Origin of the sequence: Allorhizobium sp. NPDC080224 (genome assembly GCF_050281005.1) — a bacterium.
Taxonomy (GTDB): Bacteria; Pseudomonadota; Alphaproteobacteria; order Rhizobiales; family Rhizobiaceae; genus Allorhizobium.
Map to the genome: position 1 here is coordinate 85,252 of NZ_JBNNWJ010000004.1, position 22,987 is coordinate 108,238.

Genomic DNA, 22,987 nt, shown 5'->3' on the forward strand with positions numbered 1-22,987 from the left:
GCGTTTTTATCTCATTCTTCGCGCTGGCCGGTCAGGCTCAGCAGCAGCTGGAACAGGTTGACGAAGTTGAGGTAGAGCGACAGAGCGCCGAAGACGGCGAGCTTCTGCTGGCTCTCCTGATCGAAGTTCTCGGCATACTGCTGCTTGATGTTCTGCGTGTCCCAGGCGGTCAGGCCGACGAAGACGAAGACACCGATGACCGAGATCGCGAACTGCAGGGCGCTGGACCCCAAGAAGATGTTGACGATCGAGGCGATGATCACGCCGATCAGGCCCATCACCAGGAACGAGCCGAACTGCGCGAGGTCACGCTTGGTTGTGTAGCCGTAGAGGCTCATCGCACCGAACATCGTCGCCGTGATGAAGAAGGTGCGGGCGATCGAGGTCCCGGTGAAGACCAGGAAGACCGACGACAGCGACAGACCCATCACGGCAGCGAAGGCCCAGAAGGTCAGCTGGGCGGTTGCGGCCGACATCGCGTGGATGCGGAACGAGAAGAAGAAAACGAAGGCGAGCGGCGCCAGCATCACGACCCATTTCAGCGGGGTCGAGAAGATCGGCACGTAGAGCGCCGGGGTCTGGCTGACAACAAAGGCGACGATGCCGGTGATGACCAGCCCGAGGCCCATGTAGTTGTAGACGCGCAGCATGTGCTTGCGCAGGCCTTCGTCGAAGAGTGCCGCGGACTGGGCCTGAGCGCCGTAGCCGAAGCGGTTCTGGATGGGATCCATAGTCAGTTACCTCCTTGGATGGATCAGTAAAGCGTGCGGGCAAGCTTGCGAGCTTCCTCGGCAAGCCTGTCTGCGGTTTCTGTTTCGGAGATCAGCGCGTAGGCGACTTCGCCGATCTGCCAATAGGCTGCGTTGGTCTGGCCTTCCTGTTTCAGCAGCACCTGCTGAACAGCAAAATTGCCAGGCCTGACGGCGAAGAGGGACAGCCTCTCACCGGATTCGGGTTGGACCTCCAGTTCGACGCTCGGACCGTAGGCCGACGGGAAGATCTGGGCGTCACGCACGGTCCAGTCCTCTGGCATGGCCGGAAGCACGATGGCCGTTGCAGAGCGGATTTCGGCCGGGTCGAAACGGCTCGTTTCGGTCTGCGAGCGCATTTGTTCGCGTAATTCTGCCGTTTGATGCGCGCGCATGGCCTCTTCGACGAACTGCGGCGGCGGCACGGAGGCCACGACTTCGCCGATACTGCCAGGGGCGATCCAACCATGGGCGATCCAGCCGGCGCCCACGAGCAGCACGACGGCTGCCGCACGCCGCATCACGTCGATCGTGCGGGGACGGTTGAAGGCGCTTTCCAGTACCCGAGCCGCATCGCGTGTTTCCTGGCGAACAGCCGCCGGCATGCCGGCAAGCGCCAGCCGCAATTCGTCGCGGACTCGCAGATCGGCCATGACCTTCGCAGCGATAGCGGGATTTTCCGACAGGTAGGCCTCGACTTCGATACGGCGGCCGACATCCAGCTGGTCGTCGACATAGGCGTGCAGGTCGGCCTCGATTACAGGATCATTGCTGGTCATCGGGGTTTCCTCCAACGATTCTGAGATGGGGCACGAGGTTCGCGTCTTCGCCGCTTTCCATCGCCCTCAGTCGGGCGCGGGCACGGGACACGCGGGACATCAGCGTACCCACGGGGATATTCAGGACATCGGCAGCTTCCTGATAGGAGAGCTCTTCGATGGCCACGAGATGCAGCGCCTCGCGCTGGTCTTCCGGCAGCGACAGGAACGCGTCGCGCACCTGTGCGAGCCGTACCGAATACTCCTGACCGGCAGGCGCCACGATGTCGGCCAGCTCCACGGCCGCATCCTGTCGGCGATTGGCAGCACGCTCCCGGCGAAGCCGGTCGATATGGGTGTTGTGCAGGATCGACATCAGCCAGTTGCGGATGCTGCCACTGCTCTTGAAGGTCGATCGGCGCTCCAAGGCCCGGATAAGGGCATCGTGAACGAGATCTTCCGCCTCGTCCGGGTTTCTGACGAGCGAACGGGCGTAGCGTCGCAGAGCTGCGACCTGGCCAATCACATTGAACGGGTTCGTGTTCGTCGTCATGCCCCAGTATACGGAGCCAATGGCGATCCTATTCCATTGCCGAGAAGATTTTTTTATGGGCCGACGATCGAACCCAGCCCCCAGGCTGCTGCATACACGAGACCGCCGGTCGCCCCGAGTGCAATCACGCCCATTCCCAATCCCAAAATTGTCACCAGACCGTCGCGCTCCATGAGGCCAAGCGCGATCATCACCAGGGCCGCCACGGGCAACATGTTGCCGAAGGGGATCGGTAGAGCCACCGCAATGGCAAGCAGAAGGACCGGGATCCCAAGAAATGCCTGAGCACGCGGTCCGGCAAAGCGCCGCATCCGGTTGTTCTGCAGGAGGGATTCCACGCGCAACACCAATGGCGCCGTATAGCGAACCATGAGATCGATGGTTGCTCCGGACACCTGTCGCCGCCCCAGAAATTGCGGCAACCAGATACGCCGGTAGCCGGCGATGATCTGGAGCGACACGATGGCGAGGCAGCTGCCGAACACCAGCCCGAAAGGTCCGGGGATGGGTGTCAGCGCCGGGAGCGAAAGGATCAGGATTGCAAAGGCGATACTGCTTCGGCCCATGGCCGACATCAGTTCATCCAGGCTGACCGCACCCCTCTCTGCCGCATGAGCCCTCAACCGGGCAAGGCGCGTGGACGCCACACCGGCTTCAGCTGGGATGCTGTCTTGCGGCTCGGTGCTGGTCATCGGATTGGCTCTCCTGTCATCGCGAAGATGTAGGAGGGCTTGGGGCCAACGCCAAGATTGCCTGTCCGGGTTTCGTGGACTACTGGCGCGCTGCGATCCGCCGGACCAGCGCGCGGAAGCTTTCGACGTCGCCGTCGGCCTGGTCCAAGAGGTCGATCGGAAAAAGGACCGCCTTGCGGTTGGCGTCGGAGAGCGAGGACGTCTGCAGATCCTGCTCTGCCGCCTGTCGGGCCTCGGCCATTGCCTGATGGAGGTCTTCAGCGTCGAGCAGGCCCTTGTCGATCATGCGACGGACAAGAGCAGAGATCGCAAGGTAAAGGCCTTCCAGCTGGGGATTGGCTGTGTTCATGGCGATGATCTTCAATCTATCCGGCGCTTGGGATCGAGATCGACGCCCTGTTCGGTCGGTCCCTCTTCAAGGTCGTCAGCGTCGTCTCGTTCTGACGGTTCGAGGCGAGTGCCCCGGGTGTCGCTGTCCCGGTGGGGCCTTTGAACGTCGTGCGGTTCGGCGGTCTTTGCGCTGGTCATGCCGGTTCTCCTCCTCTTCACATCTCTATCGAACGTCGTCGTCCACAGTCGGTTCCGGAGACATGGTGCGGAATGGGTGGAACCTCTGCGCTTGCCTGCAGGTTTCCCGTGTCCCAGCAAAGGAGACATCCATGACGGAAGACATCAAAAATTCGCGCAAGCGGCCAGTCGAAGGAGAAAAGTCTCACGCAGAAGACATGCCCGCGGCGGGTCCGCACGACAAGAAGGAACTGCAGGATCCGATGAAGACGCCGGGCACAGGATCGCTGCCGGAGATCGGATCCCAAAAGACGGATGCCGGCCCGGAGTGACACTCCGCCCATCCGAAACGAAAAAGGCCGGGGCAAAGGCCGGCCTTTCCTACTTTTCTCAACCGTTCTCGGTCAGATATGCTCCGCCACGGCTTCGCTGGCGAGACGATGCTCTTCCTCCCGCTCATGGCGATTGTACTTGATCGAGGACCAGAGCGAGATGCCGATGAGTGCCGCGCCACCGAGACCGGTGATGACTTCAGGGATGTGGACCAGCGTCTGCACATACATGATCACCGACAAGATCAGGATCGCGTAGAAGGCGCCGTGTTCGAGATAACGATACTCGGCGAGCGTGCCCTTTTCGACGAGCATGATGGTCATGGAGCGCACATACATGGCGCCGATGCCAAGGCCGATCGCGATGATGAATAGGTTCTGCGTCAGAGCGAAGGCGCCGATGACGCCGTCGAAGGAGAAGCTGGCATCCAGCACTTCGAGATAAATGAAAGCGCCAAGGCCGCCCTTTGCGGCTTCGCTCATGGCCCGCTGCGAGGCGTCGAGCAGACCGCCGAGAACTTCGACGGCGAGGAAGGTCACCAGACCATAGATCGCCGAATAGACGAAGGTCGTCGCTTCCTCTCCTTCTAGGAGGTTCGAGAACAGCAGGATCAGCAGCAGCACGAGTGCGATCTCGATGCCCTTGATGGAGGCGGAGCGCGCCATATGGCTTTCGAGCCACTCGATCCAGTGGATGTCCTTCTCCTGGTTGAAGAAGTAGGTGAGGCCGACCATCATCAGGAAGGTACCACCGAAGGCCGCGATCGGCAGATGCGCATCGTTCATGATGCGAGCATATTCCGCGGGCTCGCGGGCGGCGAGGATCACCGCTTCGATCGGGCCGATCTGCGCCGCGATCACAACGATCAACAGCGGGAAGATGATGCGCATGCCGAAGACGGCGATGAGGATGCCCCAGGTCAGGAAGCGCCGTTGCCAGACGGGCGTCATGTCCTTGAGTTTGTTGGCGTTGACGATCGCATTGTCGAAGGATAGCGAGATTTCAAGCACGGCCAGGACCGAGCAGATGAAGAAGATGGTCATCATGCCGGTGACGGTGCCGCTCATCTGCCATCCGAGAGCCGCCCCCATGACAAGTCCGATTGCGGTGACGATGAAGGCCCAGCGGAAGTAGCCGAGCGTAGAGTTGGCACCTGTTGCTGCTGACGTACTCATGTGCGGTCCTCCAGATGAGAGGACACAGAAGTGGTGGAGGTGCGAAGCGTCCTGCACGCCTTCGCATGAAGCATGATCCAAGTGTTCATTGTTCTAGAATCCGCCGGCTGAAATTGCTGGCGGTACCGACATCACGAGAGCGCCGTAAACTCTCGCCAGAGGGGCCCGGCACCAGGTTCGGGCGCGGTGATGCTGAAATCACGGCGCCTCACATTCTTGTTAACGAACATTGGTCCGACGTCAAGATTTAAGGCGCGTAGGGCGGAATAGTTGATCGCATCAGGCATTGGCGATGGCCTTGCCGATCACCGCGGAAGCTAGAGGAGGAAGGCTTATATGGATGAAGATCATTCTCCCGTCGACTTGCAGCGCTTCATGGACGCGCAGCGGGACACCTACGCGCAGGCGCTTCGGGAACTGCAGGGTGGCCGCAAGCGCAGTCACTGGATGTGGTTCATCTTCCCTCAGTTGGAGGGCTTGGGCCGATCGCCCACTGCGCAGCATTTTGCCTTGAGGTCGCTCCATGAGGCGCGTGCCTATCTCGTGCATCCGATCCTCGGAGTGCGTCTACGAGACGCCACCCGGGCCGTTCTGGCGCATCGTGACCAAAGCCTTCTGAAGATTTTCGGGCAACCCGACGACATGAAGTTTCGATCGTCCATGACGCTCTTTGCCGCCGCTGCCGATCCTGACGACGCTGCCATCTTCCGCGAGGCTCTCGATGTGTTCTGTGGCGGAGAGCCTGATGCCATCACGTTAGAGCGTCTCGCGCTAGGCGGAGCCGATCCGTAATTGGGGGCGAACTGCGAGGCTATTGCTGACAGTGCAGATTTCTTCGGCGCGATGCGCAATCCTCGACTGGTCATGAGGATCAAGAGCACCCTGAAACGTCAGCGAGACGATGATGGAAGCGAAGCGCGAGGGTTCGTCTGGCGCCTTCTCTCCTGTTACTGCGACCTGCAGGCTCTCGAAATCACCTGTTAAACCCAGTTCCCGGGCCGCGATCCTTGCGCTCATGCTCATGCAGGCAGCAAGCGAGGCAAAGAGCAGGTCGAGTGGGTTGAAGCCGGCCTCGGTCGGTCCGGTGACGATTTCGAGCGCGCCACCGGTCGCGGAACTGATGACCGGATAACCCCTTCGCCCCAGTGTCGCTGTCGCGCCGATCGGGCGGCTCCGCAGATCTGCCATTCCAGTCCCCATTCTGTTCCAAGGTTCAAAATAGGGACCGGGGGATGGTGCGACAAGCCGCGTCAGATGCTGTTGCCGATGCGCGCCGTGCCGGTCTGGCCGTTGTCGCGGATCCATTTCAGGCGCTTGTCGCCGGTGCGGATCAGCTCGAAGCACATGGGCTCGCCTTTGTACCAGCTGGTGAACTGCTGGCAGAGACGATCGCCATTGATCCACCAGCGCCCCTTGTCATTGGGCTTGGCGAAGCGGCCGAGGCCGAGGGCTTCGCCCGAACCGTCTACCTGGCCGTTGGGACGATAGTTCAGCGGGAATTCGCCGCCGAAGGGTACGGCAAGGTAGATCCTCTTGCCGATGATTTCATCCTGAATGGCGGATGCTGTGAAGCGTTCATTGGCCATCGCTGCCGGGGCGATGAACGCGATCGTCAGGAGCGTGATCAGTCCGGCACGCATGCTGCTGGTCATAACGAAGATCTCCCGTTCAAATGGGTTAACGGGAACCTCTACGCGAGCTGTCCTGCGGCGGATCACGGCTGGCAGCAACAGATGCGTCAATTCAGGACGAAGACATTGACTGAAGCAGCGCGCCCTTCCGCATCGATTACGGTCAGGGTCGATTGCCCGATGCCTTCCGGATGCCATTCGCCGGTTCTGCGGCGCGTGGATTCACGCATCGGTTTGCCATCGACCAACCACCGAAAGGGCGCGCGTCCGGCTTGCATCTTCATGACGACCGGTAAAGCCTCACCATCCGCGCCCTTGCCGCGTTCGAGAACCGAACCCTCCAGGGGGTAGACAATCTGGGGCGGCCGCTCTCGCGCGGAGACGGTGATAAGGCCGTTGGCGTTGACCGAGAAGCGGCGAAGCGATTGCGGCAGATCCGATGCCGCCAGGCGGTTTGCACCAGTCGGGGCGCGAGGCAGGGGCGTTCCGGCAAGGCCGGATTTGGCAAAGGCTTCGAAGAGGATGGGGGCTGCGGTCTGATAACCCGATATGCCGGGGACGGCGGCATTGTCGGGGCGGCCAATCCAGACGCCAAGCACATAGCGCCCGTCATAGCCGACCGACCAGGCGTCACGATAGCCGTAGCTGGTGCCCGTCTTGTAAGCTATGCCGGCAGGCGGGCTTCCGGTCGGCGGGAGAACGTCGCCAAGCACGTCTGCGACGGTAAAGGCCGCAGAGGGTTCGAAAAGTGGCTCTTCGTCCATCTGTTCGGCCAAGTCGCGGATGCCGTCCCCCAGCCGGACCGGCTGTTGGCGGTTTGCGAGACCGGCGTAAAGCTGCACGAGGTCTTTCAGTGTGATCCCTGCACCGCCCAGCGCAATCGCCAGGCCCGGCGCTTCGTTCGGCGGCAGCTTTAGTTTCACTCCGGCGCGGCGCAGGCGCACCATCAGGCGCGAGGGACCAACAGCATCGAGAAGACGGACAGCGGGTACGTTGAGAGACAATTGCAGCGCCTGACGGATGCTGACGTCGCCTTGATACTGCATGTCGAAATTCTTCGGGCGGTAGCCGAAGAAGTCGGCAGGACGATCCTCGATGATTGTTTCCTGCGCCACCAGCCCCTGCTCGAAGGCGAGGCCGTAGATGAAGGGTTTCAGCGCCGAGCCGGGCGAGCGTTCTGCCCGTGTCATGTCGATCCAGCCGGAGCGGGATGCATCGAAATAGTCGGCGGCGCCGACTTCAGCGACGATTTCCCCGGTACTAGCATCGGCCATCAGCAGAGCGAGCGAGACCTTGGGGTCGAGCTTGCGGCTTGCTTCGAGCGCCACCTTTTCCAGGATCTCCTGGACCGGGCGTAGAATGGTGGTCTGGTGGGAGCTGGCCTCGGGTGCCTTGCGCCGAGCGGCTTCGGCGAGATGGGGCGCCAGCGCAGGTAACTGACGGCGCATGGTCGGCAGCGAGGCGTTGAGCGCCAGCTCGACTTCCGTCTCGTCGACGACGTCGGCCTCGCGTGCGCGCTCCAGAACCCGCTTGCGGGCTTCGAGTGCATTGTCGCGGTAGCGGTCCGGGCGGCGTTTTTCGGGCAGCTGCGGCAGGGCAACGAGGAGAGCAGCCTCTGCGGTCGACAGGCGTTTGGGTTCCTTGCCAAACCAAGCAAGGCTTGCCGCGCGCACGCCTTCCAGATTGCCGCCATAGGGCGCGTGGGTGAGATAGAGGTTGAGGATTTCCGTCTTCGACAGGCGCCGCTCGATCTGAATGGCACGCGCAATCTGAATGAGCTTGGCGCTGAGCGAGCGTTCCCTGCGCGGTTCGATCAGGCGGGCCACCTGCATGGAAAGCGTCGAGGCACCGGAAACGATGCGACCGTTCGCGGCAAGCTGCCAGGCGGCGCGACCGAGCGCCAGGACATCGACGCCGGAATGGCTTTGATAGCGGCGATCCTCATAGGCGATGAGCATCTTCAGCAAGGCGGGATCGACGTCATCGATTGTGGTCTCAAATCGCCACAGGCCCTCTCGGGTCGCGAAGCCGCGCAAGAGCTGGCCGTCACGATCGAGGATTTCGGTCGATACCTCCCGCGCTGCGTCCAGCGGGGGAGGGTAGTTTCTGTCTGCCCAATCGAGCGCAACAAGCAAAGCGGTGGCCGCGATGGCGACCGCCCCGATGCTGATCCCTATGCGCCTCAAACGGCCCATCAGGGTAAGGCCGAGACCGTCATCGCACCGGCTGCCGTGCGCGCCGACAACTGCGGGCGATACATGTCTTCGACGCTGGCTGCGGGGATGTCATAGGTGCCGGGGGTGACGGCGCGAACGACATAAGCCAGCGTGATGGTGCCGTTTTCGCCTTCGCCGCGATTGATCGCCGCCACGAAGCGGTCGCTGCGGAATTCGAGATGCGCCGTTTCGGTCTCGCCGATCCAGTCGAAGTTGGCGAGGACGGCGCTGTCGACCAGGCTCGGATTGTCGATCTCGAAGCCGGCGGGAAGCAGATCGGTCACCAGAAGCTGGGCCGGCCAGTCATCCGCTTCCGTCACCTCCAGCACCACGACATAGCGTTCGTTCTGAGTAACCTCGGTGATGTTGGCCTCTTCGCCGGTCAGACTGTAGTAGGTCTTGCTGATCTCGAAGCCTTCGCCGCCGGCTGCCGGTGGCAGAGCCGGGGCTGCGACCGTGGTGACCGCTGCGCTCACCGGATCAAGGCCGGTATTGGTCAGCGTCAGCGGCGCCTCAAGGAGCGCGTCGCCCGGGATCGTGGCGGCATAGGCGCCGGTCTTTTCGGCACCATTAACCTCAAGCGTCAGCCCCTCGTCGTCCTGCTGGAGTGCGCGGGCGGCAAGCAGCATCCAGGTCTGTTCCTGGGTGCTGAGTGTCTGCTTCGCCTTCCACTCGTGGGCCACGACCTTTGCGAGGATCGGGACAACAGGCGGAACCGGGCGGCTTTCGGCGGCAAGTGCCAGAACGCCTGCTGCATCGCGCAGCGCCGAGCCGTAGTCGGAGCGGGAGAAGCTGACCGGCGTCATACGGGCCTGTTCGCTCATGCCGGTGGCATCGAGGAAAACGGCGTTGGCTCGCTCGCTGTCACCGTAGAGCGAGAGTGCCGCTGCCAGATGGGCTTTCGACAGGGGCGTCGGGAAGTCGCCGAGCATCGTGTCGGCGTAGTAGCGCAGATCGCTGAGTGAAGCCTTGCGGCTGCGGGACAGCACGTATAGCGCATAGGCGATCTCGTTTCCGCGCGTGCGGATGTCGTTGTCATAGGCGATGCGATTCTGCAGGTTCTGCAGCGCCTGGACGAGTGCTTCTTCCGGCACGTCAAACTTCTGCTCGCGGGCGCGGGTCAGGAAGTCGGTGACATAGGCGTCGAGCCAGAGGCTTTCGGAACCGGGTGCCCAGAGGCCGAAGGATCCGCTCGAGGACTGATAGGCCAGCACGCGCAGGATGCCGTCCTGAACGCGCTTGTTGATCGCCTCGTCCTCCGGCAGGCCGGATAGCTTGGCCAGTTCATCGAAGTAGAGAAGCGGCAGCGCGCGGCTGGTGGTCTGTTCGGCGCAGCCATAGGGATAGCGGTCGAGCGCCATCAGCAGGCCCGGAATGTCGAGGCCATCGGCACGGGCGACATTGAGGCTGACAGAGGCGCCCTGCAGCAGGCTGTCGGCGAGCAGGTCGCCATCGATGGTCAGGCTCTTGCCGGGTGCCAGCGCAATGACCTGACGCTCGGTGATCGGCAGCGTTGCCGGACGAACCGGCAGGTCGAGCGACTGGCTGATAGCAATGCCGTCGGCACCCGAGAGCGCGATGTCGATGGCGCCGTCGCCGGGCGTGTTGGCCGTGAGCGGCAGCGTGACGGTGGTGGTTTCACCCGCCGTCAGCGTGACCTCTTGGCTTTCCGATCCTCCGATACTGACGGGACCGTTGCCTGTCACGGCCAGCGTATAAGTGCCGGATGGAGCGTCCGTCGCGGCGATGTCCAGACGAAGACTGCTTTCGTCCTCAGGGGCGAGGAATTTCGGCAGGCTTGCCGTGATGACGATCGGATCTCGGATGATCACGTCCGTCTCGCTGTGGCCCACGCCTGTCTTCGACCAGGCCCAGGCCATGACACGGGCTGTGCCGTTAAATTGTGGGATGTCGAAGGAGATTGTTGCCTTGCCATCTGCACCGAGCTTCACGGGTCCAGCGAAGAAGGCCACGAGCTTTTCGCGCGGCGGATTGCCTTGCAGGGCGATCTGGCCGCCGTCACCACCGGTGCGCAGACGTCCGGTTGCGCCCAGCGAGCCATCGATCAGGCGGCCATAGAGGTCGCGCAGTTCAAGGCCTAGACGGCGCTGGCCGAAATAATAGGCTTCCGGGTCCGGCGTTTCATAGCGGGTGAGGTTGAGAATGCCGACGTCGACGGCGGCGACCATGACATAGGCTTCTTCGCCGATGCCGGCGCCGGTGACTTCCACGGGGATTTCCAGCGGCTGGCGGGGCAGGGTCTTTTCCGGCGGCGAAAGCTTGATCGCGAGTTTGTCGGCGCCCGGATCGACGGCGAGCCAGGCAATACCGATCGCACGCGCCGGCATGCGGCTTTCCTCGGCGTCACCGGGGCGGAAAAGGGTCGCGGTCACATAGGCCCCGGCGCCGAAATCCGCAGTCACTGGAATTTCGATTTCCGTGCCGGTGGCCGGGACTTCGGCAACCTGGGTGGAAATCAGCGCATCCGTGCCGGAGGTTACGATCACCTGGCCTGCGAAACGCGGCGAGATCTTCAGTTTTGCTGTATCTCCGACCTTGTAGGCCCGCTTGTCGAGGCCGATCTCCAGCGCGTCGGGTGTCTCGGTTGAGCTTGCAGCGACGAACCAGCCAGCATCGAAGTCGACGCTGGTGACGGCGTCGCCCTGCTCGACCTCCAGGCGATGGGCGCCCCAGGTCACCGGTGTTGAAAGTGGGGTGCCTTCCGCCACGATATCGACGGTGCCATCGGCCACGAGCTTGGTCGTCGTTATCGGCTCATAACGCCAAGAGGAACCATCGCGATACCACTGGTAGTTTCGCTCCAGCTTGATCAGCTTCCAGTTCGCACCGGCCAAGGCCTGACGCTGGCCATCGGGGCCAAGCGCGATCAGGTTGAAGGCAGCATTCGAGTTTTCGGAGACCTCGCCCTCGAATTCCGGCTTGATGCCGATGACGGACCCTTGCGGCGTGACGGGAAGGGTTAGTTTGCGTTCGACCGCGCGGCCACCACTTTCGCGCAGACGGAGGACAATATCCGCGTTCAGGAGGCGTGTCGTCGAGGGCAGATCGGTCAGGGCAACCTCGATTTCGGCGAGGCCATCTTCATCCAGCGGGTCAAGCCCTTCAAGCGGCAAACGCATGTCTTCGATGCCTTCTTCGTCCGCCAGGCCGAAGCTGTAGCGGTCGAAGTCCGGATGGCTCGTCGTCGGGCGGATCACGACTTCGCCTTCGAGCGTGAGGCCGGCCGCCGGCGCGCCATAGAGGTAACGGCCATCGGCGGAGACGGTCACCGGCTCCTCGGTCGAGATTGCCGTAGCCTCGCTCGATAGTTTGAGATCGAGCCGATCCGGCACGAAATCGTCAACGAGGAATGTCAACTGGGCGATGGCCGGCTTCTCGGGATCTGTGTGAATTGCGACTTTCCAGGTGCCACGCATGGCGTTGGCGAGGATCGGCAGTTCGACGGCATACCCCCCCAGCGTCTCGCTTGACACTGCCATGCGGCGGAACTCGACCCCGTCGGGCCGTGAGAAAAGGAAAGTCAGTGGCAGGCCGGCAATGGCATCGGCATTGGTGTCGCGGGCCAGCGCTGCCGCGTGCACTGTCTCGCCGGGACGGTAGATGCCACGCTCGGTCCAGGCGAGGATGTCGACCGGGCCCGGTGCCGGGCGACCCGTGACGCCTCGGTCAGAGAGGTCGAAGCCGGCGCGGGTCATGTCGAGGAACACGTTGTCTTCGGCGCCGCTGCGGGCCGCGATGACGGCCGGAGCGAGCGCTGCGCCACCGCGCACGAGGCCGGCGTCGAAACGGGCACGACCTTCGGCGTCGGTGGTCGCGGTCGCAAGGATCTCGTTGTTTTTGGCGATCAGCTGCAGCTCGATATTGGCAAGTGGGCTGGCCGATGCCAGCGAGCGGGCAAAGACATGCAGCCCATCGGTGCCGGCAAAGGTCGAGAGGCCGATGTCGGAAACCACGAACCACTGCGTCGCGCGGCTGTCCCAGTTCTCGGTGACACCGGTCGGGGAGACCGCAGTCATCACATAGATGCCGGGTTTGCGGGTCGGCAGCGCTTCCTGCAGCGGAATGCTGGTGACGATCTCCTTGTTCTGCTCGTTGGCGATCTCGACCGAGCCCTGCCAGACGAGTTCGCCCAGTTCATCCTTCACGCGGCCGGCGGTGTAGCCGTCCATCTGGGTGAGGAACTGCGAGGATGCCAGCAGCGGAGCGATGTTGCGGTCGCCGATCCGATAGAGTTCGAGGTTGGCGCTGTCCGTGTTGATAGAGACGAGCGGAATGCCCTGACGAGCGGAGGAGGGGAGAACGAAACTGTCGCCGGTGAAGCGCACGGTTGCGCTGCGATCGCGGACATACACCTCGAGTTCGACCGGGGCTTCCAGGTTTTCGTCCACCGATGAGGGCAGGCCGGCACGGAGTGCGAGGCGGTAGCGTCCGCCATGCTCCAGGCCCTCGACGCAGATCTGGTTGTTCTTCGCTTCGAGCGCCTTCGGCGTCTTGCCGTCGAGGGTGACGAAGGACGAGTAGTCGACGCCGCGCTTGACCAGCTGTTCGGAGAATTCGACGCAGGCGCGCGGCGAGGCGCTGTCGGAATCAACCGTGTTGTTGACGACGCGGAAACCCTGGCGAGAGCGCAGGTCTTCGAAGGCGGCGCGCACCTGCGCATTCGATGCGAGCTCGAGGCTTGCCTTGTAGGCGCTCAGCGCCGGGCGCCAGTTTTCGCTGTTCTCGAGAGACTTCGCCAGCGTGGCAAGCGCGTCGGCGCGGGTCGAGGCACCCCGGGTCAGCAGATAGCCGTTGATGGCTGCCGTCGCACCCTCATTGGCCATGCCGTAATTGTTGACGACGGTATTGGCCATGCGGGCCATTTCGAGCCAGAGGGATGCGTCGTCTGCGTCGATCGCCAACGCACCCTTCAGGGAGAGAATGGCATAGTCGTTGTTGCCACTGGCAAAGGCTGCGCGCCCTGTCTCGATCAGGGCATCACGTCCCAAACCCTCTTGTTCAGCCGCGACCGATAGAGTGTCGCGGCGATTGCGGGCTTCCGATCTCAGATAGTCCGAGACGAAGGTCAGCGCTGGTGGCGCGCCGATATCCTCTTCCGCCGTCTGCACGACTATGCGACCGGCGATCGCGCCCGGGAAGCTGTTCAGCTGGTCGTAGTCCGATTTGAGAAAGCACCAGTTGACCTTCGGGTTGTACGTGAAGGCGCGGCAGGAGGCGTCGCCAATGCAGCTCGCCTCGCATTCGTCGATGGAGACGCTCTTCTCCGTCCTGAGATCGAAGCCGAAATAGTCGGCATTCTCGACCCGCTCGACCGTCCTGATGTCCTGGGCGCCGACGGGAGCAGATAGGGGAACGAGAGCCAGCGCGAGTGCGAGAAATCCCGAAAAACGGTGCTTGAACATGGTCCCCTCCGAGCCTGATCATGGGCTTCGAAGGGTAGTCTTTGCTCATGACAGGGGCTTGTCAATCGGCACAGGACACAGGTGCTGAGTCATTTCTGGGTGGTCCTCAAGCACTCGCGGGGCGCCGCTCGCTGAAGCTTCTTGCCTGCTCCAGGATCCATGCTGCGAAGGTGCTGGCCGGCCCATAGGCCATCTTCGAGAGCGGTCGGACCAGGTAGTAAGCGCTTGCGCTTTTCACCTCGTGATCCCAGGCGCGGACCAGCTGCCCGCTTGAAAGTTCCGGCTCGATCAGGAATGTCGGGACGAGCGCGATCCCCAGACCTGCGTGGCAGGCCTGGACGACGTTGGAGAACTGCTCGAAGCGCATGCCGCCGCCGCGACCCTCGCTGATGCCGAGGCTTGAAAACCAGTGCTCCCAGGCCCGCGGGCGGGACGCCATGTCGAAGAGCGGTTTCGCGAGCAGGTCTTCCGGCCGGTTCACCGGGTTGTCGGCGAGGAACGAGGGGCTGCACACTGGGACGACCAGTTCGTGCATCAGAAACTGGCAATCGGTGCCTGGCCAGTTTGGTTCACCGATATGGATCGCGGCATCGAGACCGGAGCCTTCGAAATCGAACTGGCCTATGCGGGTGGCGAAGTCCATGATGATGGCGGGATTCTTTGCGAGGAAGTCCGGCATGCGCGGCATCAGCCAGCGGGTGCCGAATGTCGGCAGGATGGCGAGGCGCAGATGGGTGTCGTCGCGCGTCGCCATGGCCTCCAGCGACAGCGTGCGGATCGTGGCCAGCGCATCACCGATGCCCTTCGCATATGTGCGGCCGATGGGCGTCAACTCAACACCGCGATTGGTGCGTTCGAAGAGCTTGACGCCGAGCTGGTCTTCGAGAAGGCCGATCTGGCGGCTGATCGCCCCTTGTGTCAGCGCCAGCTCGTTGGCGGCGGCCGAGAAGCTGCCGAGCTTGGCGACGGAATCGAAGGCGGCGAGCGCACTTGTCGAGGGCAGAAAGCGGCGTTGATGTGTGAGCATGCGATATGAATAGACCTAATAGCAACATGAGTAAACATGGCTTGAATTGCGCTCCGACATGAGCAATCTGGCATAACGAAACAAATGGATGAGACCGATGAGCGAGATGCGACCCTTTTCCTGGAGTGATCCTTTCCTGATGTCCGAGATCCTCAGCGAGGACGAGCGGATGATCCAGGATGCGGCCGCGGCCTTTGCCGAAGCCGAGCTTGCTCCGCGGGTTGCGGACGCCTATCTCGGTGAAACGGTCGAGCCTGAACTCTTCCGCCTGATGGGCAAGGCCGGTCTTCTCGGCGTCACGCTGCCCGAGAAGTATGGCGCCGCTGACGCCAACTATGTGTCCTATGGCCTCGTGGCGCGGGAGATCGAGCGGATCGACAGCGGTTATCGCTCGATGATGAGCGTGCAGTCCTCGCTCGTCATCTATCCGATCTATGCCTATGGTTCGGAAGAGCAGAAGGACAAGTATCTGCCAGGTCTGGTTTCCGGCGAGCTCATTGGCTGCTTCGGCCTGACCGAGCCGGATGCCGGCTCCGATCCGGGTGGCATGAAGACCCGAGCCGAGAAGATCGAGGGCGGCTACCGCCTGCGCGGCTCGAAGATGTGGATCTCCAATGCGCCGATCGCCGACGTCTTCGTCGTTTGGGCGAAGTCGGAAGCGCATGGCGGCGAGATCCGCGGCTTCATTCTCGAAAAGGGGATGAAGGGTCTGTCGGCGCCGAAGATCGGCGGCAAGCTTTCGCTGCGCGCTTCCGTCACCGGCGAAATCGTCATGGATGGCGTCGAAGTTGGCGAAGATGCGCTTCTGCCAAATGTATCCGGCCTCAAGGGCCCCTTCGGCTGCCTCAACCGCGCCCGCTATGGCATCTCCTGGGGTGTTCTCGGCGCGGCCGAAGATTGCTGGCACCGTGCCCGCCAGTATGGCCTCGACCGGAAGCAGTTCGGCAAGCCGCTCGCCGGCACGCAGCTCTTTCAGAAGAAGCTGGCCGACATGCAGACTGAAATCTCGCTTGGCCTGCTCGCATCGCTGCGCGTCGGCCGTCTGATGGACGAACACCAGTTCGCGCCTGAGATGATCTCGATCGTCAAGCGCAACAATTGCGGCAAGGCGCTCGACATCGCCCGCATGGCCCGCGACATGCACGGCGGCAACGGCATCCAGATCGAATATCACGTGATGCGCCATGCGCAGAACCTGGAGACCGTGAACACCTATGAAGGCACGCATGACGTGCATGCGCTGATCCTTGGACGTGCGCAAACCGGTATCCAGGCTTTCTTCTGATTGCTCGATCGAGCTCCAGCAGTCCGGCGTCCCTGACTATTTATGGGTTTGGGCGCCGGACTGTCGCATTCTTGCGCCACCTCCGAAACTCCAAGATTTCAGCTTAAACATTCATATACTTGTCCGTGGCTAGAAACACATTCAGAAGCCGCGATGTTTGCATTATGCTTGTGTTTGGCGATTCCTGACCTATGAGGCAGGATGCCTTTTGCTGTACGCTACGGCCGGTTGTGGAGGACGCGTCATGTATGCTCTAACAGTGCTCGACCACTCTGCGCTCGCGGCGTTCCGGAGCGAACACCCCTGGCTGGATTTCCCGGATGCGATCTCAGAGGTCTGCATCTACTTCGACGACAATGGTGGACCGACCCGGCTGACCGCGCTCGAAGAGGGCAGCGATGGAAAGGTCCTGCCTGCCGACGTGAACCGGTTCGGCATCGACACCGTTCTCAGTCTCATTCGTTATGCTCCGCAGGGGACTGCCGAGGTGGAGGAATGTCCCGAGGAGCGCACGGTCTGGGCCTTGCTTGAATCACTCCCGGTCGCGGATGGAACACGTCCGCTCGACGATGTCGAAGCCGAGCGTGCAACGGCGTTGCAGGGAGCCTATGAGACCCTTCACGGCATCGCTTTGGACAAGCTACGAGCCCTGCGCGACGCGGCCCGCAATCCGCGCGAGATGCAACGACTGTCGGATGCTGTTGCGTCATTGCCCGCGCGTCTGGAGCAGGTCGACGAAGCCCATAAATCATTCTTCATGGAAGTCGACCTGTGGCGGCTGGTGGCCGTGCTGCGTGACGAGCTGGCCATGCCGGCCGACTACGAGATGATGGCAACCGGCGAGGACAGATTGCCGTCCCGCGAAACGATCGAAATGGCCGAGACCAATGCGCTCTCTGGTCCCGTCATCCAGGCTCTCTTCGAACTCTCGCCCGTTGCGTTTTCGATCTCCAGCATCGGCCAGAAAAGCTCCCGCTATGTCAGAGTGAACCAGGCCTATCTCGATCTCATCGGCAAGACATGGGACGAGATCCGCGGCAGCGAGATGGTCGCGTCCGGCGTCGTCTCGGGAAGCGAGGCTCGTGCCGAGCGTCTCACGTTGCTCGATCGCGATGGCGGCTATGCGGGCATGCGTGGCGAGATCCGCCATTCGTCCGGAGAGGTCGTCCCCGTGATGATTTCTGCCCGGCGCATTTCCGTTGCCGGGCAGCTTTATGATTTCGAGGTGCTTCAGCGCGCTTCTGACGACTGAACGTGTCGGTCAGGCGCGTCTGAGTAGAGCCAGCGACCGCGCCTCCAGCCTGAAGGCCTTGCCCTCTTCCGCGATATCGCCGTGTCTCTCCACGTCGAAGGTCGTGAGCTCGAGTTGCCAATTCCCGCCGCCGGTTTCAGGAAGGACAAAATCAATGTCCTCGGCGACCGGATTGAAGAGCAAAAGCACCTCCTGCCATACACCCTCTTCGCTTTCGAGGTCCGGCCTCAGGAGCTTCAATGCCAGCGGGTTGCCATCGTACCAGTGCTCGGCTTCCTGATGGCCGCCTTCGACATGGTACCAGTCGATGATCATGCCATCGCGCCAGTTCGAGCGGCGCAGCAGAGGTTGCTCCTTGCGGAGAGCAATCAGCCGGCGTGTGAATTCCCGAAGGTCTTCACAGGTCTGCGGAAGGTGTTCCCAGTGCAGCCAGCTGATCTCGCTGTCCTGGCAATAGCCGTTGTTGTTGCCCATCTGCGAGCGGCCGAATTCGTCGCCTGCCAGCAGCATGGGCGTACCGTGGGAGAAGAACAGGGTGGCCAGGAGGTTGCGCTTCTGGCGGTCACGGATCGCATTGATCTCCGCATCGTCCGTCGGGCCTTCGTGGCCGTAATTGTGGCTGCGATTATGGTCATGGCCGTCGTTGTTGTCCTCGCCATTCGCTTCGTTGTGCTTCTGGTCGTAGGAAACAAGGTCGTTCAGGGTGAAGCCGTCATGGGCGGTGATGAAGTTGACGCTTGCCCAAGGGCGACGGCCGCGCAGGTCGTAGATGTCGCCTGAGCCGAGGAGGCGGGCAGCAAAGTCTTGAGAGGTGTTGTCGGCGTTTAACCAGTACTCGCGGGTTGAATCGCGATACTTGTCGTTCCATTCGGCCCAGCCCGGCGGGAAGCCACCGACCTGATAGCCTCCGGGGCCGATGTCCCAGGGCTCGCCGATGAGCTTCACCTTCGACAGGACCGGATCCTGGGTGACGGCGTCGAAGAAGCCACCGCGCTGGTCGAAACCTTCCGGCTCTCGGCCAAGGATGGTGCCGAGATCAAAGCGGAAGCCGTCGACATGCATTTCCTCCGCCCAGTAACGCAGGCTGTCCATCACCATCTGCAGGACACGCGGATGGGACGTGTTGACCGTGTTACCGGTGCCCGTGTCGTTAATGTAGTAACGATGGTTGTCCGGCATCGTCCGGTAGTAGGAGAAATTGTCGATGCCCTTGAAGGAGAGCGTCGGGCCGAGTTCATTGCCTTCAGCCGTGTGGTTGTAGACGACGTCGAGAATGACTTCGATCCCGGCATCGTGGAAAGCGCGCACCATGTCGCGGAAGCCCAGCAGGCCTTTGGGACCGTAATACCGGCTCGCGGGCGAGAAGAAACCGATCGTGTTGTAACCCCAGAAGTTATGAAGCCCCTTGTCCATCAGGTGGCTGTCGTCCGGGAAGGCATGCACCGGCAGGAGTTCGATCGAGGTGATGCCGAGGCTCTTTACGTAGTCGACCGCTGCCTTGTGGCCGAGTCCCTCGAACGTGCCCCTGAGATTGTCAGGGATCGCGGGATGAAGCTTGGTGAAGCCTTTGACATGGGTCTCGTAGACGATCGTTTCGGCCCAGGGGATACGGGCGAAGCCGTTTGAAATGCGGCTTTCGTTCGGATCAATGACCCGGCATTTCGGCGAGCATGACGCGCTGTCAAGTGCGTTGAAGGAGAGATCCTTTTCTTCCGCGTCGAAATCATAGCCGAAATGGGCCTTCGACCAGGCGAAATCGCCGACGATTTCCCGGGCATAGGGGTCGAGGAGCAGCTTGTTCGGATTGAAACGATGACCGTTTTCCGGCTCGTAGGGTCCGTGAACTCGGTAGCCATAAAGCTGGCCAGGCCTCACGCCCGGCACATAGCCATGCCAGACCTCGTTCGTGTATTCCGGAAGCTCGAGGCGAGCGATCTCGACGCTGCCGCTGTCATCGAACAGGCAGAGCTCAACGCGTTCCGCATGGGCGGAAAAGAGGGCAAAGTTCGTGCCCTCTCCATCGAAGCACGCGCCGAGACTGTGCCATTCGCCCGGCGTGACATGAAAATGCGTGCTCATGGCGTCCATCTGATCCTCTGATGTCTGGAGTTGCGCAGCTTAATTCCCGAACGCGAAGCTTTGTTCCAAGCCCTTCTCCGGCAGGAACTTTCAGCTCCTTGGCCGGTTTGCCTCGCAGCGAGATTGAACCGAACAGGAGGGGCAAAGATGCCTGCGAAATCTAAGGCGCAGCAGAAAGCGGCTGGCGCAGCACTGGCCGCAAAACGGGGCGAGGCAAAGGTGTCCGATCTCAAGGGCGCGTCGCGCAGCATGGAAAAGAGCATGAGCAAGAAAGAGCTTGAAGAGCTCGCCTCGACGAAGCGTCAGGGCAAGCCTGAGCATGTCGAGGGCAAGTCATGAGCCGCGACGAACTTAAAGGGAGAACCGCCCTGGTGACTGGAGCAGGCTCCGGGATCGGCAAGGGAGCCTCTCTCAATCTGGCCGAGAGTGGAGCTTTCGTCGGCTTGTTAGGGCGGACCCGAGAGGAGTTGGACGAAACGCTCGCCGAAATCCGTGGGGCCGGTGGCGAGGGGATGGTGCTGGTTGCCGATGTGAGCGATCACAAGGAGATGGAAGAGGCGCTGGCGCGACTGGTCAACGAACGAAAGTGGCTGGACATCGTCGTCGCAAATGCCGGGATCAACGGCACTTGGGCGCCGATCGATGACCTCAAGCCCGAGGAATTCGACAAGACGATCGCGATCAACCTGCGCGGCACCTATCTCACCCTGCATCACGCTGTGCCGCATATGAAGAAGAACGGTGGCTCGATCGTGGTGATTTCCTCGATTAATGGGACCCGCACGTTCACCTCACCGGGTGCAACAGCCTATTCGGCGACCAAGGCCGCCCAACTTGCCATGGTGCAGCAGTTGGCGCTCGAGCTCGGGCGCCATGGCATCCGGATCAATGCAGTTTGCCCGGGCGCGATTGAGACCGAAATCGACGACAATACGCGTATTCGCAAGAAGGATCAGACCGAGGTGCCGGTGACCTTCCCTGACGGCGACATTCCTTTGACGGGTGGGGAACCCGGCACGATAGAGGAGGTGGCCGATGTGATTGGCTTTCTCACGTCTGATGCATCGCGCCATGTGACCGGAACGCCGATCTGGGTCGATGGTGGCCAGAGCCTGTTGAGGTAGGATCGCCTTGCCGAGCGCGACTTCAGTCGCGCTCGGGAGGAAGCGGCAGTCGGTGTTCAATCAGCCGCAATAGCCAAAGCACGCCGAGCGCAAAACCGCTTGCAATAAAGCCGATCTGCCAAAAACCGAGACCGCAAGAGAGGCCAATGGAACCGGCAAACCAGAGGCCAGCGCCCGTCGTCAGACCTTTCACTTCTCCCTTGTTGAAGACAATCATTCCAGCCGCAAGGAAGGCGACACCTGCGGTGACTGCTTCGACCAGACGGAGCGGGTCAAGTCGGATCTCTTCCCGATCGAAGGCGCCGTGATGGGCGATCTCGATCGTCAGGATTGCCACGATCGCCGCCGACAGGCAGACGAGAATATGGGTCCGCAAGCCGGCAGCGTGACTGCGCCATTCGCGCTCCAGGCCGATACAGGCACCGCAGACCATCGCGATCAGTAGCCTGATGACGATGGCCGACAGTTCCAGAGTGGTCGCGGTGCCGAAGCTGTTCAGTTCAGAGGGCATTTGCCGAATTCCTGACGGTACCGATTTCCTTCAGGATCAATGTTTCCGGTCGCTGGCAATGGTGGATGTATAGGACGCAGATACGGGATCACTTGCAGGGAAGGTATCTTCGAGACCCTCCTGCAGTGCTGACTCGCTATTCTTGCTGTCAACCTTTTCGTGCTGCTCCTGACGCAGGCTTTCGACCGCATCGCTCGGTTCATCGGCGCCGTCACCGCCTTCGCTTTCGGCGGTTGCGCCGAAGCGGCTCGCCTGCACGAGCAGAACTTGTGCCTTCTGCAGGGCGTTGTCTCGGTTCAGGCCGCCGTTTTCAGACTGTGCCATATGGACCGATACCTTCTCGCCACCGTCTCCGAGGAATTCGACGACAAAGCCACCTTTTGCATCGTGGCCTTCAATGACTTCCGTTCCGATGATCTGCATGGATGATCTCCCGTGGTTTCCGGCATGGGAAACGCGTGGCTTCGCAGGGATGTTCCATCGGGCCGCAGGTTCCATTTATGCGAGTAACATGTGCTTTGCTTGGGCTGTTAAGTCTATGTTTACCATATCGTTTGGCAATTTATGAAAATCTGAACAAACAGGGGTTGTGGGCGTTGTGGTGGCAAAAGGAGAACGAAGATGAGACCAAGACAGCCCCTTGCCATCGATACGATCCTCATTGTCGAAGACGATGTCTTCATTTCCATGGACGCCGCCGACGCGGTTGCGCGCGCCGGGGTCAATGTCATCACGACCGAAACGGTCCGAGACGCGCTCGAAATTCTCGAAAACGAGCACATTTCTGGGGCGATCCTTGACTTCAAGGTTCGTGATGGGGACGTGACGCCGATCGTTCAGCGCTTGCGCCGCAGCGGAATACCGTTTCGCATCGTCTCGGGATCAGCCATCCGGGAGATCGAGCAGAACGGCATACCGCCGGAGCTTTGCGCACCGAAGCCTGCAGACTACGGGAAGGTTCTGGTTTCCATCCTGAACGACGTGCCGCCGCCGCGACCGGGTGGGCAGCACTAATATCGCGTCAGGCGCGCTTGGACATCAAGCGTTCGAGCGTGCGCTCAACCACATCAACCATCACCATGGTTTGGTGATCGACCTCGATGTTCAGGGCATCGCCAGCTTTGTAACGTGGAAACGTGGTTTGGCGCAGCGTTTCCGGGATGAGGTTGATCGTAAATGTGTCGTCTTCGGCCTCCGCCACCGTAAGGCTTGCGCCGTTCACGGCAAGATAGCCCCGCTTGAAGACATATTTCGCCCATTCCTCGGGCACGCGGAAACGGATGAACGCACCCGGCATTTCCATCTTCGACGCCACGAGTTCGGCAGTTGTCGCGATATGTCCGGCAATGTTGTGGCCGCCATTTTCGTCGGTCGGCTTGGCCGAGCGTTCGATGTTGACGCGGTCCCCGGCCTGAAGCGTGCCCAGATTGGTGCGCTCGAGCGTTGCGTCCATGGCGTCGAAAGTGACGACAGTGCCCTCCATCGAGGTTACGGAGAGACATACGCCTTCGACCGAAACACTTGCACCCAATTGCAGATCCACCATCAGCCGCTCAGGGAATTCGACGTAGAACGTCGTGTAGCCATCATGGCGGATGACGGATTTGATCGGGGCGACTGTCTGGACGATGCCGGTATACATGCTGCTTTCCTCGGTGAATGCGTTGGGAAG

General features: G+C 61.6%; 23 protein-coding genes. 7 read left to right on the top strand and 16 right to left on the bottom strand.

The features are described 5' to 3' along the window. Nucleotides 1–11: 11 nt before the first annotated feature. The 6 genes from ACQKP1_RS21860 to ACQKP1_RS21885 form a co-directional block, all read right to left on the bottom strand. Entirely contained in the window at nucleotides 12–731 is a 720-nt protein-coding gene (locus ACQKP1_RS21860) for a Bax inhibitor-1/YccA family protein (RefSeq protein ID WP_006728178.1), read from the bottom strand. Between the two features lie 23 nt (nucleotides 732–754). Next, a complete protein-coding gene (locus ACQKP1_RS21865) occupies nucleotides 755–1,528 on the bottom strand; it encodes an anti-sigma factor family protein (protein WP_427277001.1) in 774 nt (257 codons plus the stop codon). Next, a complete protein-coding gene (locus ACQKP1_RS21870; protein ID WP_427277002.1) occupies nucleotides 1,515–2,060 on the bottom strand; it encodes a sigma-70 family RNA polymerase sigma factor in 546 nt (181 codons plus the stop codon). The genes ACQKP1_RS21865 and ACQKP1_RS21870 overlap by 14 nt, the downstream gene beginning before the upstream one ends. A gap of 53 nt (nucleotides 2,061–2,113) precedes the next feature. Then, the gene (locus ACQKP1_RS21875) at nucleotides 2,114–2,752 is read right to left on the bottom strand and encodes an exopolysaccharide biosynthesis protein (RefSeq protein WP_427277003.1); all 639 of its coding nucleotides are present in this window, start codon (nucleotides 2,750–2,752) and stop codon (nucleotides 2,114–2,116) included. A 79-nt stretch (nucleotides 2,753–2,831) separates the two neighbouring features. Then, nucleotides 2,832–3,101 (bottom strand): hypothetical protein, encoded by a 270-nt coding sequence (locus ACQKP1_RS21880; RefSeq protein ID WP_203018171.1) that lies wholly within the window; start codon nucleotides 3,099–3,101, stop codon nucleotides 2,832–2,834. An 11-nt stretch (nucleotides 3,102–3,112) separates the two neighbouring features. Next, a complete protein-coding gene (locus tag ACQKP1_RS21885) occupies nucleotides 3,113–3,280 on the bottom strand; it encodes a hypothetical protein (protein WP_203018169.1) in 168 nt (55 codons plus the stop codon). 131 nt (nucleotides 3,281–3,411) lie between these two features. Here ACQKP1_RS21885 and ACQKP1_RS21890 point away from each other — a divergent pair, with 131 nt between their 5' ends. After that, a complete protein-coding gene (locus ACQKP1_RS21890; protein WP_427277004.1) occupies nucleotides 3,412–3,591 on the top strand; it encodes a hypothetical protein in 180 nt (59 codons plus the stop codon). A gap of 72 nt (nucleotides 3,592–3,663) precedes the next feature. Here ACQKP1_RS21890 and ACQKP1_RS21895 read toward each other — a convergent pair whose 3' ends face one another. Continuing rightward, nucleotides 3,664–4,767: a DUF475 domain-containing protein gene (locus ACQKP1_RS21895; protein ID WP_427277005.1), complete on the bottom strand. Its 1,104-nt coding sequence runs from the start codon at nucleotides 4,765–4,767 to the stop codon at nucleotides 3,664–3,666. A 336-nt stretch (nucleotides 4,768–5,103) separates the two neighbouring features. On the opposite strand from ACQKP1_RS21895, the gene ACQKP1_RS21900 reads away from it, so the two are divergent. After that, nucleotides 5,104–5,559: a DUF1810 domain-containing protein gene (locus ACQKP1_RS21900; protein WP_427277006.1), complete on the top strand. Its 456-nt coding sequence runs from the start codon at nucleotides 5,104–5,106 to the stop codon at nucleotides 5,557–5,559. On the opposite strand, the gene ACQKP1_RS21905 is transcribed toward ACQKP1_RS21900, so the two are convergent. The 5 genes from ACQKP1_RS21905 to ACQKP1_RS21925 all read right to left on the bottom strand — a co-directional run bounded on the left by ACQKP1_RS21905 (nucleotide 5,539) and on the right by ACQKP1_RS21925 (nucleotide 15,064). Continuing rightward, entirely contained in the window at nucleotides 5,539–5,955 is a 417-nt protein-coding gene (locus tag ACQKP1_RS21905; protein WP_427277007.1) for an OsmC family protein, read from the bottom strand. The genes ACQKP1_RS21900 and ACQKP1_RS21905 overlap by 21 nt on opposite strands. Nucleotides 5,956–6,017: 62 nt before the next feature. Continuing rightward, nucleotides 6,018–6,419 carry a hypothetical protein gene (locus ACQKP1_RS21910; RefSeq protein ID WP_203018163.1) on the bottom strand — a complete coding sequence of 134 codons (402 nt, stop codon included), beginning with the start codon at nucleotides 6,417–6,419 and terminating at the stop codon, nucleotides 6,018–6,020. An 86-nt stretch (nucleotides 6,420–6,505) separates the two neighbouring features. Beyond that, on the bottom strand, nucleotides 6,506–8,593 hold the full coding sequence (gene pbpC, locus ACQKP1_RS21915; protein WP_427277008.1) for a penicillin-binding protein 1C: 2,088 nt from the start codon (nucleotides 8,591–8,593) through the stop codon (nucleotides 6,506–6,508). Then, entirely contained in the window at nucleotides 8,593–14,037 is a 5,445-nt protein-coding gene (locus ACQKP1_RS21920) for an MG2 domain-containing protein (protein ID WP_427277009.1), read from the bottom strand. The genes pbpC and ACQKP1_RS21920 overlap by 1 nt, the downstream gene beginning before the upstream one ends. A 106-nt stretch (nucleotides 14,038–14,143) precedes the next feature. After that, nucleotides 14,144–15,064 carry a LysR family transcriptional regulator gene (locus ACQKP1_RS21925; RefSeq protein ID WP_427277010.1) on the bottom strand — a complete coding sequence of 307 codons (921 nt, stop codon included), beginning with the start codon at nucleotides 15,062–15,064 and terminating at the stop codon, nucleotides 14,144–14,146. Nucleotides 15,065–15,161: 97 nt separating this feature from the next. Between ACQKP1_RS21925 and ACQKP1_RS21930 the strand changes: the two genes are divergently transcribed. Beyond that, the gene (locus ACQKP1_RS21930) at nucleotides 15,162–16,349 is read left to right on the top strand and encodes an acyl-CoA dehydrogenase (protein ID WP_427277011.1); all 1,188 of its coding nucleotides are present in this window, start codon (nucleotides 15,162–15,164) and stop codon (nucleotides 16,347–16,349) included. Between the two features lie 244 nt (nucleotides 16,350–16,593). Next, entirely contained in the window at nucleotides 16,594–17,601 is a 1,008-nt protein-coding gene (locus ACQKP1_RS21935; RefSeq protein ID WP_427277012.1) for a diguanylate cyclase, read from the top strand. Between the two features lie 9 nt (nucleotides 17,602–17,610). On the opposite strand, the gene glgX is transcribed toward ACQKP1_RS21935, so the two are convergent. After that, nucleotides 17,611–19,689, bottom strand: a complete 2,079-nt coding sequence (glgX, locus tag ACQKP1_RS21940) for a glycogen debranching protein GlgX (protein ID WP_427277013.1) — start codon at nucleotides 19,687–19,689, stop codon at nucleotides 17,611–17,613. A gap of 138 nt (nucleotides 19,690–19,827) precedes the next feature. Here glgX and ACQKP1_RS21945 point away from each other — a divergent pair, with 138 nt between their 5' ends. Beyond that, nucleotides 19,828–20,019 carry a DUF3008 family protein gene (locus ACQKP1_RS21945; RefSeq protein ID WP_006728162.1) on the top strand — a complete coding sequence of 64 codons (192 nt, stop codon included), beginning with the start codon at nucleotides 19,828–19,830 and terminating at the stop codon, nucleotides 20,017–20,019. Then, nucleotides 20,016–20,804, top strand: a complete 789-nt coding sequence (locus ACQKP1_RS21950; RefSeq protein ID WP_427277014.1) for an SDR family oxidoreductase — start codon at nucleotides 20,016–20,018, stop codon at nucleotides 20,802–20,804. The genes ACQKP1_RS21945 and ACQKP1_RS21950 overlap by 4 nt, the downstream gene beginning before the upstream one ends. Nucleotides 20,805–20,826: 22 nt before the next feature. Here ACQKP1_RS21950 and ACQKP1_RS21955 read toward each other — a convergent pair whose 3' ends face one another. Together ACQKP1_RS21955 and ACQKP1_RS21960 are read right to left on the bottom strand one after the other, a co-directional pair. After that, entirely contained in the window at nucleotides 20,827–21,315 is a 489-nt protein-coding gene (locus ACQKP1_RS21955) for an MgtC/SapB family protein (protein WP_427277015.1), read from the bottom strand. A gap of 36 nt (nucleotides 21,316–21,351) precedes the next feature. Continuing rightward, a complete protein-coding gene (locus ACQKP1_RS21960; RefSeq protein WP_427277016.1) occupies nucleotides 21,352–21,738 on the bottom strand; it encodes a hypothetical protein in 387 nt (128 codons plus the stop codon). A gap of 198 nt (nucleotides 21,739–21,936) precedes the next feature. On the opposite strand from ACQKP1_RS21960, the gene ACQKP1_RS21965 reads away from it, so the two are divergent. Next, on the top strand, nucleotides 21,937–22,329 hold the full coding sequence (locus ACQKP1_RS21965; protein ID WP_427277017.1) for a response regulator: 393 nt from the start codon (nucleotides 21,937–21,939) through the stop codon (nucleotides 22,327–22,329). 7 nt (nucleotides 22,330–22,336) lie between these two features. On the opposite strand, the gene ACQKP1_RS21970 is transcribed toward ACQKP1_RS21965, so the two are convergent. Next, nucleotides 22,337–22,957 (bottom strand): riboflavin synthase subunit alpha, encoded by a 621-nt coding sequence (locus tag ACQKP1_RS21970; protein WP_427277018.1) that lies wholly within the window; start codon nucleotides 22,955–22,957, stop codon nucleotides 22,337–22,339. Nucleotides 22,958–22,987 lie beyond the last annotated feature (30 nt).

Coding starts and splice junctions, on each gene's coding strand:
- ACQKP1_RS21860 (WP_006728178.1), bottom strand. CDS start 731: ATGGATCCCATCCAGAACCGCTTCGGCTACGGCGCTCAGGCCCAGTCC.
- ACQKP1_RS21865 (WP_427277001.1), bottom strand. CDS start 1,528: ATGACCAGCAATGATCCTGTAATCGAGGCCGACCTGCACGCCTATGTC.
- ACQKP1_RS21870 (WP_427277002.1), bottom strand. CDS start 2,060: ATGACGACGAACACGAACCCGTTCAATGTGATTGGCCAGGTCGCAGCT.
- ACQKP1_RS21875 (WP_427277003.1), bottom strand. CDS start 2,752: ATGACCAGCACCGAGCCGCAAGACAGCATCCCAGCTGAAGCCGGTGTG.
- ACQKP1_RS21880 (WP_203018171.1), bottom strand. CDS start 3,101: ATGAACACAGCCAATCCCCAGCTGGAAGGCCTTTACCTTGCGATCTCT.
- ACQKP1_RS21885 (WP_203018169.1), bottom strand. CDS start 3,280: ATGACCAGCGCAAAGACCGCCGAACCGCACGACGTTCAAAGGCCCCAC.
- ACQKP1_RS21890 (WP_427277004.1), top strand. CDS start 3,412: ATGACGGAAGACATCAAAAATTCGCGCAAGCGGCCAGTCGAAGGAGAA.
- ACQKP1_RS21895 (WP_427277005.1), bottom strand. CDS start 4,767: ATGAGTACGTCAGCAGCAACAGGTGCCAACTCTACGCTCGGCTACTTC.
- ACQKP1_RS21900 (WP_427277006.1), top strand. CDS start 5,104: ATGGATGAAGATCATTCTCCCGTCGACTTGCAGCGCTTCATGGACGCG.
- ACQKP1_RS21905 (WP_427277007.1), bottom strand. CDS start 5,955: ATGGCAGATCTGCGGAGCCGCCCGATCGGCGCGACAGCGACACTGGGG.
- ACQKP1_RS21910 (WP_203018163.1), bottom strand. CDS start 6,419: ATGACCAGCAGCATGCGTGCCGGACTGATCACGCTCCTGACGATCGCG.
- pbpC (WP_427277008.1), bottom strand. CDS start 8,593: ATGGGCCGTTTGAGGCGCATAGGGATCAGCATCGGGGCGGTCGCCATC.
- ACQKP1_RS21920 (WP_427277009.1), bottom strand. CDS start 14,037: ATGTTCAAGCACCGTTTTTCGGGATTTCTCGCACTCGCGCTGGCTCTC.
- ACQKP1_RS21925 (WP_427277010.1), bottom strand. CDS start 15,064: ATGCTCACACATCAACGCCGCTTTCTGCCCTCGACAAGTGCGCTCGCC.
- ACQKP1_RS21930 (WP_427277011.1), top strand. CDS start 15,162: ATGAGCGAGATGCGACCCTTTTCCTGGAGTGATCCTTTCCTGATGTCC.
- ACQKP1_RS21935 (WP_427277012.1), top strand. CDS start 16,594: ATGTATGCTCTAACAGTGCTCGACCACTCTGCGCTCGCGGCGTTCCGG.
- glgX (WP_427277013.1), bottom strand. CDS start 19,689: ATGGACGCCATGAGCACGCATTTTCATGTCACGCCGGGCGAATGGCAC.
- ACQKP1_RS21945 (WP_006728162.1), top strand. CDS start 19,828: ATGCCTGCGAAATCTAAGGCGCAGCAGAAAGCGGCTGGCGCAGCACTG.
- ACQKP1_RS21950 (WP_427277014.1), top strand. CDS start 20,016: ATGAGCCGCGACGAACTTAAAGGGAGAACCGCCCTGGTGACTGGAGCA.
- ACQKP1_RS21955 (WP_427277015.1), bottom strand. CDS start 21,315: ATGCCCTCTGAACTGAACAGCTTCGGCACCGCGACCACTCTGGAACTG.
- ACQKP1_RS21960 (WP_427277016.1), bottom strand. CDS start 21,738: ATGCAGATCATCGGAACGGAAGTCATTGAAGGCCACGATGCAAAAGGT.
- ACQKP1_RS21965 (WP_427277017.1), top strand. CDS start 21,937: ATGAGACCAAGACAGCCCCTTGCCATCGATACGATCCTCATTGTCGAA.
- ACQKP1_RS21970 (WP_427277018.1), bottom strand. CDS start 22,957: ATGTATACCGGCATCGTCCAGACAGTCGCCCCGATCAAATCCGTCATC.